Origin of the sequence: Pseudomonas sp. Root71, assembly GCF_001429045.1 — a bacterium.
GTDB classification, from domain to species: domain Bacteria; phylum Pseudomonadota; class Gammaproteobacteria; order Pseudomonadales; family Pseudomonadaceae; genus Aquipseudomonas; species Aquipseudomonas monachiensis.
Genome location: NZ_LMHY01000022.1, coordinates 204,231 through 216,280, shown reverse-complemented (window position 1 = coordinate 216,280; position 12,050 = coordinate 204,231). Strand labels below are relative to the sequence as shown.

Annotated in this window: 6 protein-coding genes and 3 pseudogenes; 6 read left to right on the top strand and 3 right to left on the bottom strand. The window is 59.7% G+C overall.

All coding sequences use genetic code 11. The annotated features are described in order from the left end of the window. Positions 1–160: 160 nt before the first annotated feature. The gene (locus ASD95_RS14835) at positions 161–4,993 is read left to right on the top strand and encodes a dermonecrotic toxin domain-containing protein (protein WP_056724571.1); all 4,833 of its coding nucleotides are present in this window, start codon (positions 161–163) and stop codon (positions 4,991–4,993) included. A gap of 216 nt (positions 4,994–5,209) precedes the next feature. Further along, entirely contained in the window at positions 5,210–6,211 is a 1,002-nt protein-coding gene (locus ASD95_RS14830) for a FecR family protein (protein WP_056724569.1), read from the top strand. Between the two features lie 58 nt (positions 6,212–6,269). On the opposite strand, the gene pvdQ is transcribed toward ASD95_RS14830, so the two are convergent. Next, positions 6,270–8,618: a bifunctional acylase PvdQ gene (pvdQ, locus tag ASD95_RS14825; protein ID WP_056724567.1), complete on the bottom strand. Its 2,349-nt coding sequence runs from the start codon at positions 8,616–8,618 to the stop codon at positions 6,270–6,272. 249 nt (positions 8,619–8,867) lie between these two features. Here pvdQ and ASD95_RS14820 point away from each other — a divergent pair, with 249 nt between their 5' ends. Then, positions 8,868–9,239 (top strand): hypothetical protein, encoded by a 372-nt coding sequence (locus tag ASD95_RS14820; protein WP_056724565.1) that lies wholly within the window; start codon positions 8,868–8,870, stop codon positions 9,237–9,239. Between the two features lie 8 nt (positions 9,240–9,247). Here the strand turns inward: ASD95_RS14820 and ASD95_RS14815 are convergent, their stop codons facing one another. Together ASD95_RS14815 and ASD95_RS14810 are read right to left on the bottom strand one after the other, a co-directional pair. After that, positions 9,248–9,436: a hypothetical protein gene (locus tag ASD95_RS14815; protein ID WP_056724563.1), complete on the bottom strand. Its 189-nt coding sequence runs from the start codon at positions 9,434–9,436 to the stop codon at positions 9,248–9,250. Positions 9,437–9,728: 292 nt separating this feature from the next. Continuing rightward, on the bottom strand, positions 9,729–10,655 hold the full coding sequence (locus ASD95_RS14810; protein ID WP_056724560.1) for a LysR family transcriptional regulator: 927 nt from the start codon (positions 10,653–10,655) through the stop codon (positions 9,729–9,731). A 117-nt stretch (positions 10,656–10,772) separates the two neighbouring features. Between ASD95_RS14810 and ASD95_RS14805 the strand changes: the two are divergent. The 3 pseudogenes from ASD95_RS14805 to ASD95_RS14800 form a co-directional block, all read left to right on the top strand. Then, positions 10,773–11,557, top strand: a pseudogene (locus ASD95_RS14805) (aldo/keto reductase); the annotation flags it as partial. A gap of 67 nt (positions 11,558–11,624) precedes the next feature. Further along, positions 11,625–11,845: pseudogene (locus ASD95_RS29380) on the top strand (aldo/keto reductase); the annotation flags it as partial. Between the two features lies 1 nt (position 11,846). Beyond that, positions 11,847–12,034 (top strand): annotated as a pseudogene (locus ASD95_RS14800) (aldo/keto reductase); the annotation flags it as partial. Positions 12,035–12,050 lie beyond the last annotated feature (16 nt).

The following is a 12,050-nucleotide window of genomic DNA, read 5'->3' as shown; positions in this document are numbered from 1 at the left end:
ACCTGTCAACCTTTCGCTCTGGGTCGATCAGAGATATCCCTCTCACGAATGCCCAGGCCCCGTGCGTTATCTATTTACCACCCGTGCCAGCGCACCGGCTTTTAGTGTCGAAGCTCAATCCACAGGCGCCTGTGAGTGGCACCTTGAACGAGACTCGACGATGTCTACACCCGTAACTCCGCTGTTTTTCCCCGAGGCGCTGACATTGCGCGGACGCTGGAAAGAACTTGGCAAAACCCATGGACTGAGGCAAAAGGACTTCGAATGGTTCAGCCATATCGAACTCTCCACCCAGGCACTGCGCGATAAGCAGACGCCGCCCATGCTGGTGAAGAACGTGCTGCTGAAAATCCCGGGGCTGGAGCCCGTGGTGCTGGCCGGCAGCTTTGTGTTGACCGCGACACCCGATGACAATGGCCTGATTCTCTACACCCCGTACGCCGGGATAAAAAAGTTCGCCAACCGTACGGCCCTGACCGACCATCTGGTGACGCAACTCAAGGCCGCCAGTGAAGACGACGACCTGCTGGCCTTCATGGCGGTGTCTCAACGCAAGGCCGTGGTGGACGCCGGCGAAATCGTGTTGGACTTTCAACCCATCGACGGCGACGTGTTCGAAGACCAGCGCAAGACCCTCTCCACCCATCAGCAACTCAACGACCAGGCCCTGCTCGACGAATTGAAAGTGCTGCCGTCCCTGACCTCGCTGCTCGACACATTGCTGAATCAGAAGCTGGCGGCGTCCTTTCCCGGTCTGGATCAGAGCCAGACCCAAGTGAACTTCTACCAGGCAACAACGCCAGAGAATGCTGACGAAAGCCATCCGGCGCGACGCTGGGTCAACTCCCTTTCCTTGAGTGAGGCCGTCCTCCTGCATTATCGCCATCAGCTTTGGCCGGCCGGACAGTCCCACGAATTTTTGCATCCGGAAAAGTCCCCGGCAAACGCCGACCAGCCACTGTGGGAAGCCGCAGTCACGACAATCTCGCGCCAACTGATCAGCCTGCTGGTCGGGCAGCTCGAAGGCTTCTGGGCTGCACCGAGCGCCGACGGCGCATCCCGTCGAGAGTTCTTCGGCCAGGCCATCGCCGATCAGGCGCGAGTGCAACTGCTGCTCAAGCGCGAAGCCGAGATCATCACCCCGGAGCAAAGCCAGGATTTGCACGCGTTGATCTCTACGGCCAGCCGGACGAACCAGGCAATGACGGTCGAAACCGTTCGCCTGTGGGAGTACAAGGCCAATTATGTGGAGCTGGCCGGCTCACTGATGGTCAGCACCGGCAATGCGTTTCTCTACACGCCCACCGCAGGCCTGCAGGTACTCAAGGACTATAAGGACTTGTGCGATACGGTGCGCAGCAAGTTCAGCGCTGCCGGTCACGAGGATGAACTCTATGGCCTGCTGAGCCTGGACGAGCGTCAGCGTTTCATTGGCTTTGACCAGCCGAATGTGACCGGGGAAGCAATTTCCGGCGAGATCTTCCCCAAGCTCTTCGACGGGATCATCGGCAAGCAACGGCAGAACATGCAATATGCCCTGCAGGTGTTCCGTCACAGTGACGGCACCGTGGACATCCACGCCCTGTTCGACAAAGCGCTGGATATCCGCTCGATGATCAACGAGCGCCTGCTGACGCTGGCTACCGACGGGCGCTGGAGCACGCGGCCCGTGCTATCCGGTGATCAGCATCCCTCCACGGTGCTGGCCCACACGGCGGCCACTTTCGCCAAGTCCTTCAACGACATCGAGACACCGTTCAAGACGGATTTCGCAGCACAACCGGTCGCTGCTCTGGCCCTGCAACGGGTCTATCTGGAAAACATGAAACCCCGCCTGGCCCATGCACTATCCGTTGGCCTGCGTGGCGAGGCCAATATGCGAGTGCTCGGCGCGACACTGCGGGATGCGGATCGGGCCATTGTCGAAACGGTATTCAATCCGGACCGGGCCGACCGGCAGAACCGTCCGGCCCTCAACGGCTTCCGACCCGATGCCTACTCATTGACACTGGAGTGCTCCGGTCAGCGCGATGTCCTGCCCCTGGCCCATTGTCTGCTTTTGACCGAGCGTGGCGGACTCGACCCCTCGCATTCCGGCCGGACAATCCTTTGGACACCCGCCGAGGGCCTGGAAGTCTTTGACAACATCAGTCGCGCAAGGCTGGAGCTGAACAGACGCCTGCTCGAACCGCAACAACGCCTGGCGCTGCTGGAAAACCTGACCCCGGCCCAACGCTTCCTTCACCAACGCTACTCACTGGGACCGTTGCGGCTGATCGAAGGGTCTGTATTGGAACGGGTCGCGCAATCATCCATCGAGCACTTTCTGGCTCGCTGCGAACACGTACGCATTTTCAAGCTGAGCGACACAAAGCGCAAAAAAGCCCTTAAAGACCTGACCACAACGGTGCTTGACACCAACCTGCAACGAGCCAGGTCGATTGCCCTGGCGATCGGCCAGCAGCAATCCCTGCCCGCCTGGCTGGGAATGGCTCCGCTGCAAGACCTGCGACTGCACCTTGAACTGCTGGAGCAATACCGCAACAGCGTTGTTGAGGACAAAGACTATTTGCACGGGATCAAACCCCTCAAGTCGTATGTGCATGAAACACTGAAATCGTTGCTCGCCGACCGCTTCCCGGCAACAACCCTGGACCCCGACAAAATTCAAATCACCCCGGACCTGGCGTTGGTCGGCCCTGCCCGGAGCCTCACCGAGTTCGCCTTGCACCACGTCAACATTACGCAAGGCACCGGGTTCAAGGTCGGGTCGGCAACCACGCAAACCCTGCCCGCGGGGCTGGACCAGGCGGCTGTTCGCCAGTTGCTGCTATTACTGAAAATTGCGCAGAACTACGCCAAACATGTCACCGACAACTTGTCGAACAATGCGGCGGACGTGGAACAACGGATCCTGCGCTTCGTCAAGCAACTGCCCTGGCAATTGCTGCAACACGCACACGAACTGAAACTGCAGCAACGGCTGTCCGACAGCGCTTTCGATTTGCTTCGACAAGTATTCGACATGCCGGACGCCATCGCCCGGGCTACCGTAGAAGGTGCGCACGCCATTGCCCGACCACTGGAACTGATCAAGACAACCGGTGCCGCCGCCGTCAAGGCACTGGGCCTGTACCTGATCGGTCCCGGCGAAGGCAAGGCAGGCCCGCAAATCCTCTATGCCCCTTACCACCCCAGTGGCTCACCGTTCGTTGAGTTCGACAATGAGGCCAGCGTTGTCGCGGCGCTCAACACACCGGGGCCATTGCAGGAGATGCTGCTTCGTCGCCTGCCGACCAGTCAGCAAACAGTGTTTCGCAACCTGCTCAAATCCACCGTTGGCCAGTCGAGCGAAATCACCCTGGCGTCCAGCCCCATCAATGGCAACCTGCTGACCCACTTGTTCCATGACAACACCAGGCTGCTGGAGAAGATGCTCGGCAGCCAGGCAAACGCAACCGCTCAGTCTGACTGGGAGGCTGTCAAACATCTGTTCAGCTCCGGCATAGAGCGCATTTCAGGCCTGCTGCCGGGCAAACTCGCGTATGTGCAGTTTCTTTGGAGGGCCTACAAGGACGCCAAAAACTCAGCCGAAGCCCTACAGGACCATCACTGGACGACCGCCTTGCGCGAGTTTATTGCCGGCGCGGCACAAATCGTGTCATTGGGCCGCTTGTCGCTTGAAGGGTGGGCCGAAAGCGCCCAGGCAACCAGCGAAGCCGCTGCTCAACCGGCCGTCCCCGCCGTGATCGCGCAACCCTGGTCGCAAGTCCGGTCGACAGCGCAACTGCGTACCCGGCTGCGACGGTTCGAAACCACCACCGAACTCAAGGACCTGACGAAAAGCAGCACCGACGGCACCTATCTGGAAGCGGGCAGCAAGAAAACCTTCGCCGCCATTGCCGGCAAAGTGTACGGCGTGAACAAGACCGGAGCGGTCTGGCGAATGGTCAAAGGCGAGCAAGAAGGCCCGGTGTTGCTGGCTACACCCGGCAAGCAACTGGTCATCGACCCGGATGCCCACACCGTTCACTTCGGCAAAGCCGTCTCGAAAATGCGCAATCAGTATGTCAACGCCTATGTTGCCAGGGAGGTGCTGAACATCGAGGCCCGGGGAATGGAGGAAATCCGCGCAAGACATCCCGAAAAAGCCCGCATGATCGTGCAGGCCATCGACATGGCTCGCTATTACGCGTTCAACAGCCTGCACAACCTGGTGCAACTCAGGGAACTCGTCCCGGGCACACGGCTCGATACCTTCCTCAAACAGTTCTTTGATGTTGACCTGATCGACAAAGCACTGCTCGACAAAATCAGGCAGGCCGTCGTTCCCATTTGCAACGCGCTGGTCGATCCCGATGAAGACTGGATGAACTCGCAACGTTTTATCGTGGGTTCAAGCCGGGACCCGGAGGACAACCTTGTCGCGTTTGTCGTGGACAAGGATCAACAGCGCAATGTGCATTTCACGGAAAACTTCTTCGATCAACAACTGGACTGGTACAAATCCAGCCTGACTCAGCCCTTCGATGTCGACGGCCACAGTCAGGCCGCGACCCTGATACACGAGTTCGCTCATTTGTTTTCAGGGGCCGTGGACATCGCCTACCTTGAGGCCAGGCTACCGTTCAGCGATCTGGTCGCGTCGGTCACCGGCTATGGCGCAGCAAAGAAACAGTCTCAAGTGGACTTCCAGCGAGAAGCCTTGTCGATGAAAACGCCAAAGGACGAACTGTTCGCACGCTGGAACAGTGGGCGGCAATTATGGGTCAACCTGGACTCCATACCGAGCACTTCCCACATCGGCAAGAAAATTCTGCAACTGACGGGCAGCGAGACCATGGCTAAGGCACGGGAAGCTTTTTTTAACGTGCGGGACTCGAAGTTCCGAACCGATGTCATTTTGCACAATGCCGACTCGGTCGCGTTTTTGATCTGCGAAATGGGCCGGCAACTGGACCCGGTACCGGTCGCTACGCCCCCTACACCCTGATCCTGGCGAAATAACGCGCAGATCCCCGGATCTGTGCGCTATCGCGGTGTTTGATTTGATCTTTTTTTTACGCATCCCATGGATACTGCTACCCGAGAGCAGATGTTCCAGAGGCGAAGCGTTGAAAAAAAACCACACATTGATAGTTAAATGCCATGACTGATGTTCTCGCAGACTCCCCCCCAAGGTTAGAATGCAGGAAACCAGGAAGGGCCAATGACCGACCACACGATCTCGGAAGCCGAATACGACGCCATCACCGATGCCGCTGCGCATTGGTGCATGCGTCTGCACGCCAATGACTGCACCGAGCAAGAGCGCCAGGCGTTCGAGCAATGGCGCAACGCGCATCCGCTCCATGCCATCGAGTACGAAGCGATGCTGGAGATCTGGGATGTCGCTGGCGACCTGCCCCGTCCCGAGCCCGTCGTGCCGCTGGTTCGCCCCAAAGCGGAAAATCCGTGGCGCCGCCTGGCGATCGCAGCGGCGGTCTGCGCCCTGGCGTTGCCGGTGGCCGGTTATGGCGGCTGGCATCTGGGCTGGGTGCCAAACGCGTACCAGCATTTCGAAGCGACCGACAATGTTCGAACGGTCACCTTGAAAGACGGCAGCCAGGTGGAACTGAACCTGGGCAGCGAGCTGACGTACAGCAACTACAAGGATCAGCGGCAAGTCACGCTGGAAAAAGGCGAAGCCTTCTTCAGGGTCAGCCATGACACCCGTCACCCCTTCGTGGTCAAGGCCGCCGAAGGCCGGATTCGCGTGACCGGCACCCAATTCAACGTCTGGATGTATGAAGACCAGGTCAAGGTCAACCTGATCGAGGGTTCGGTACTGGTCAGCAGCAACGCCAACCTGAATGGCGACGGTTTGCACCTCAGCCCGGCGATGCAGGCCAGTTATCGCCACGGCGACTTCACCCCCCGCATCAGCCAGACCTATGACAATGACAGCTCGCTGGCCTGGCGCCAGGGCAAACTGGTGCTCGACGATCTGTCCCTGAGCGATGCGCTGCCCTTGATCAATCGCTACCTCGACAAACCGCTGATGGTGGCCGACAACAGCACCGGCTCGATCCATATCGGCGGCATCTACAACATCAACGAGATCAACGGCCTGGTGAAATCCTTGCCGCGGGTCCTGCCGGTCTACCTGACCCGCAATCAGAACGGCAATCTGGTGGTCAACGCGATTCCGCAAACCTCTCCGAAAAGCTGAAAAGGCCGCCACCCCTTGCGGGGTGCGGCCTTCAGTGTTCATGCAGAACTTCTGTTCCTTACTGCGCGGCCACCTTGGCATCCTGCCGACGGATCGTCTGCACCTGATAGTCCGGATCGGACAGGATCTGTTGCTCGGTGAAAGGCAGCACGCTCCATTGCTTTCTCGAAAAGGCCTGCGTCTGGTCCCGTGAATATTTCGACGCCGGGTCGCTGGACAACGAGAACGCCAGCAGCCCTTTGGCCTGCGGTCCGTTTTCGTCGAAGGTCACCACCTGCAGGTAACTCGTACCGCTGACCACCTCGCGCTTGCCATCGCTGCGCGGCACGCTCTGGATGGCGTTGTAGACCCCCAGTGCACCCGGTCCGCCGTGGATTGGCGTCTGTTGCCCGCCGCTGCTGACCACCTGGATATCGCCCCAACGGCTGTCGGGTTTCAGGCCTGCCGCCTTGACCTGATCGACAGATGCCCGCATCGCGTCGCGCAGTGCCTGTGCAACTGGTGGCCGTTCAACCGCCAAGCCGCGCGGGGTATGTTGTGGATCCTGCGGATCGAATGCCACGCGCCATAGGTCCGGCACTGGTTCCAAAGCCTCCATGACATTCTGGAAGTGCACAAAGCCCAGGCCGCTGCCCAGGTTGGCCTTGCGGTCCCAGGCCTTGAGGCTGGCGCACAGTGGCGCGAGGGTTTTGGCATCGGCACCGAGATCCGCCACGCAGAATTGCAGCAGGTCCGCCATCACCTGATCCGCCTGATAAACCTGATCGTCCATGACCATGCGTTGCAAGTCCGCTGCCCCGACCTTGCCGGCCTTGGCCAGCGCGCTCAAACGATCGAGGGCAAAGCGTGAACGCAGCCCCAATGGCTGGCTGTCCTGGCTGATCAACGGCGAATAGCCGGTCAGCGGTTGCGCCGGGTTGGCCAGCCATGCCGAGTCGTTGGAGTGCTGGACAAAATCCTTGCGCAGCAATTGCGGTAACTTGTCCGCTGCATAGATGCCCTGCTGTGGCGCCTGCGGGTCGATGTCCCAGGCACAGGCGCTGTTGGAGCCGTCGAGAATGATCATCTGCAAGCCAACGCGCGGATCGCTGCACTGCGCCAGCTTGTCGAGGCTGACGTTAGGCACCACCGACAGATTCATGTACAGCGTCTGCCCCTGATCGTCCGCCGCCAGGGTGTTGACCCACGGAATGCCCTGGATCTTGTGCACCGAGGCCTGGAAATCCTCGAGGCTTTCAGCGCGATTCATTGCGTACCACTGCTGCAGAACGCGGTCGTTGTCCAGATTGGCGTCACGCAGGCTGTAGGCGTACTGGTGGTCCCAATCCAGTTTTCCCGGCCATTGCACCACCGGACCGAATTTCGAGCTGTAGACCTCGTGGGGAATCGCCCGGACCTGCCCATCCGCCTGCCTGATGTTGACGGTCACGGTCTGCTTGTCCATCGGCAAGGACTGGCCGTCGAGCAGGTAACGGGTCGAATCCTTGGGGTCCAGTTGCAGGCGATACAGCGTGAAATGCCGGGAAGAATCCACGGTGTGGGTCCAGGCCAGATGTTGATTGAAACCGATGTTGATCACCGGCAGACCGGGTAACGCCGCGCCCATCACGTCCAGTTTGCCGGGTATGGTCAGGTGCATCTGATAAAAGCGCATGCCGCCCACCCACGGAAAGTGCGGATTGGCCAGCAACATGCCGCGTCCGTTGAAGGAGCGCTCGCTGCCAACCGCGACGGCATTGCTGCCCCGGTCCAGAGCGAAGCGCTGCATCCGCGTGGCGGCCACCTGGAACGCTACCTGTGCACTCGACGCCTGGGCCACTGCGTTGGGTGGCGTGGCACCGGCCAGGGCTTCGGCAAACTGGCCGACGCCACCTTCGACCAACAGGCGCCGGGTCAGCTTGACCAGATCCGAGGGGGTGATCTCGCGCACCCAATCGCCCTGACACTGCAGCGGTAAACCCTGGGCCCGACGCTCGCTCAAGGAGCGGTTGTACCCCGCCACATAGCCTTCGACCAGTTCACGCACTTCGGGGGTTTGGGCCTGCCAGAAACCGGCGACGGCTTGCGGAGTGTTCAGCCAGGTGAAAAACACATCGCTGACCAGGTTCTCCCGCTCTTCGACGGTGAACTGATCCGGCCCGAAGTACCGCGAACGTTCGCCGTTGACGGTCGTGATTTCGTTGGCCAGCAGGCACAGGTTGTCCTGGGCGTAGGCATAGCCGATGCCGTAGCCGAGCCCGCGCTCGTTGTCGGCGCGGATGTGTGGCACGCCGAAACCGGTTCGGCGGATATCCGCGCTCGTTTGCGCGGGCGTAGCGCTCGCGCTTGCCGCAAGGCTCAACCCCAGGCTCAACCCCAGAGCCACACCCGCCAGGCTCAACCTGGTTAACTGGCTGGAAATAATCACGCTCGCTCCTGATCGAAAAAACGATGGCCACGGTTGCGCATATCCACGCACGCCGTGCCTCCCTGTAGGGACGAAGCTCACCACAAAAATTTAGGGATTTACTGTGCAACGACCCATGGTCTGACAGGTTGATCACGCGATGGCGACAAAATTTCTACATTCGAACCTTCATGATTCGGGCTGCTCATACGTCTAGTCCTGTAAGAGCGCCCATTTTTTTCTTGATCAGGCTCTGAAAGGAGTTTTGCAATGTACAACTCGCAACTGCCAACGGACGGTAGCAACGCGCCAAAGGGTACTTCCATGGGAGTCGGCGTATTCGAGCCGCGTACCGATCGTCACGGCAACGAGCGGATCCGGATCCTGCTCAAAAGCTTTGGCCTTCGAACCAGCCTGATCCGCCTGAAAGTCATCGACGCCCTGCTGACGGCCGCCGAAAACGACCGCAGCCTTGGCGTGCGCGGCGTGCACAGCCAATTGCTGGACCTGGATATTCCCCTGTCCTTTCTCAGCGTGCGTGAAGTGCTAAAGCGCTTGTGCAGCGAAGGCGTGATTGTCCTCAACCCCGACAAAAGCTACAGCCTGCATCCCCAGGCTGCCGCCATTTTGCGCAACCGATGACCGACTGATCAGGGCTTGACCTTGCGGCGCATCACGCCATTGATGACCACCACGACCACCGCCACGCCAATGGCGATGTACTGGAACAGTTTTTCGCTGATGACGCCGGTATTCTGCAACCAGGAAAGGCCAAACATGATCCCCAGTACCACCAGGGAGATCAGAATCGAGTATTTCAAACGTTGCGACTGAGTCATTGCGGGTTCCTGAATCTGAAATTGTATCCGGTTTGTATCGACATGCATGCCAAGCGCTTACCCGATTTCGGGGATAAGTCGCTACAAGCGGGGTCCCATGTTACAGCCGATGAAGAGTTTTAGCTTCATTGCGGCGATAACCATGAGGGCTTTCAAATGTTGCGTCGAATCACACTGCTGATTCCCCTGCTTGCCATCCTGACCCTGAGCGGTTGCATTGTTTTCCCCCACGGGGGCCGGCACCACGACCACTATGGCGGACCAGGTTACTACCAGCTTCGTTAACCACTACTCAATGCCCTGAATCCTTGCGGTAAAAGTCATTGCCCGGCTGGGCACACAGTTCCACCAGCCAATCGACAAACACACGCACCCGCCGGGACAACTGGCGGTGCGGCGGATAAAGCGCCGTCATCGGCATGCCCGGTGGCGGCACTTCCCTCAGTACTTCACACAAACGCCCCTCCTGCAGTTGCCGCGCCACGTGATAGTACGGCGTCTGCACCAGGCCATATCCGGCCTCGCACGCAGCCAGATAGCCATCGGCACTATTGACCGCCACCTGCTTGGGCAGGTCGACCGACCGCACCTGGCCATCCACGACAAACTCCAGTCCATAGCGTTTGCCACTGTTACTGGAGACGTACTCGACCATCCGGTGGCCGCGCAGGTCATCCAGCGTATGGGGCGCTGCGTGCCGCTGCAGATAGTCGGGGCTGGCACAGGTTACCTGATCCAAGACCACCAGGGGCCGCGCCACCAGCGAGTCGTCCAGCGGCGAACCACCGCGCAGCACACAATCGACACCTTCGCGTATCAGGTCCACCGGGCGGTCATTCAGGCCGATTTCCAGCTCGATCAACGGATAGCGGGCGGTGAACTGCGGCAGTGCCGGAATCACAATCAGGCGCCCCACGCCCGCCGGCATATCCACCCGTAACAAGCCCTTGGGATTGTGGCGTGCGGCACTGAACACCGCTTCGGTCTCTTCCAGGTCTGCCAGCAAGCGCACGCAACGCGGGTAATAGGCCGCGCCATCGAGCGTCAGGCTGATCTGCCGCGTGGTGCGTTGCAGCAGTTGCACCCCAAGATGCGCCTCCAGTTGTTTGATCAGGATGGTGACCGAGGCCCGGGGCAATTGCAGGCTGTCGGCGGCCTTGGCAAAGCCGCCCAACTCGACGATCCGGGTAAAAACGCGCATGGCGTTGAAACGGTCCATTGCTGGCTCCACCGGCTGATTATTTAGATTTTACGAATAGTGATAGCCGTTTTAGCCGGTTTATCTTGTTTCTGTCGAGGCGAACAATAGCGATTCACTTCACAGGGAGCTGATTTCATGCACACACGTCAATTGGGAAAAAACGGTCCGCAGGTATCGGCCATCGGCCTGGGCTGCATGGGCATGACCGACTTCTACACCACCGGCACGGACACCCGCGAAGCAACGGCCACCTTGCATCGCGCGCTGGAACTGGGGGTCAACCTGCTCGATACCGCCGACATGTACGGTCCGCACACCAATGAAGAACTGATCGGCAAGGCCATCGCCGGCAAGCGTGACCAGGTGTTCCTGGCCAGCAAGTTCGGGATCGTCCGCGACCCGGCCAACCCCACTGCCCGGGGCGTCAACGGCCGGCCGGAATACATTCGCCAGTCCATCGATGGCAGCTTGAAGCGCCTGGGCGTGGACACCCTCGACCTGTATTACCAACACCGAATCGACCCGCAGGTGGCCATCGAAGAAACCGTCGGTGCCATGGCCGAACTGGTCAGTGCCGGCAAGGTGCGTTACCTGGGATTGAGCGAGGCCTCGGCGGCGACCCTGGAACGAGCGCACAAGGTTCACCCGATCAGTGCGTTGCAAAGTGAGTATTCGTTGTGGAGCCGTGATCAGGAAGAAAACGCTTGCCTGGCAACCTGCCAGCGCCTGGGCGTCGCCTTTGTGCCCTATAGCCCGTTGGGCCGAGGGTTTCTGACCGGCGCATTGAAAAGCCCGGATGATTTCGCGGCCGACGATTATCGTCGTTTCAGCCCGCGCTTCCAGGGCGAAAACTTCGCGAAAAACCTGCTGCTGGTGCAACAGGTACAAGCGCTGGCGGCAGAAAAAGGCGTGACGGCGGGNCCCCGAGGACTTGCTGTGATGATATCGTCGTTTCAGCCCGCGCTTCCAGGGCGAAAACTTCGCGAAAAACCTGCTGCTGGTGCAACAGGTACAAGCGCTGGCGGCAGAAAAAGGCGTGACGGCGGGCCAACTGGCGCTGGCGTGGGTGCTGGCCCAGGGTGACTACCTGATTCCGATTCCGGGCACCAAGCAACGTAAATACCTGGAAGAAAACGTGGCCGCACTGGAGGTGACGCTGAGTGGCGAAGAACTGCACGCGCTGGAAGCGATCTTTGCGGCCAATGCCANTGGCCCAGGGTGACTGCCTGATTCCGATTCCGGGCACCAAGCAACGTAAATACCTGGAAGAAAACGTGGCCGCACTGGAGGTGACGCTGAGTGGCGAAGAACTGCACGCGCTGGAAGCGATCTTTGCGGCCAATGCCACCGCAGGCCTGCGTTATCCGGAAGAAGTCATGAAACTGCTCGACCGCTAAGGGTTGCCGGCCCGTT

Bases quoted from the DNA above. Each gene is read 5' to 3' on its own strand.
- ASD95_RS14815 (WP_056724563.1), bottom strand. From the start codon at position 9,436: ATGACTCAGTCGCAACGTTTGAAATACTCGATTCTGATCTCCCTGGTG.
- ASD95_RS14830 (WP_056724569.1), top strand. From the start codon at position 5,210: ATGACCGACCACACGATCTCGGAAGCCGAATACGACGCCATCACCGAT.
- ASD95_RS14810 (WP_056724560.1), bottom strand. From the start codon at position 10,655: ATGGACCGTTTCAACGCCATGCGCGTTTTTACCCGGATCGTCGAGTTG.
- ASD95_RS14835 (WP_056724571.1), top strand. From the start codon at position 161: ATGTCTACACCCGTAACTCCGCTGTTTTTCCCCGAGGCGCTGACATTG.
- ASD95_RS14820 (WP_056724565.1), top strand. From the start codon at position 8,868: ATGTACAACTCGCAACTGCCAACGGACGGTAGCAACGCGCCAAAGGGT.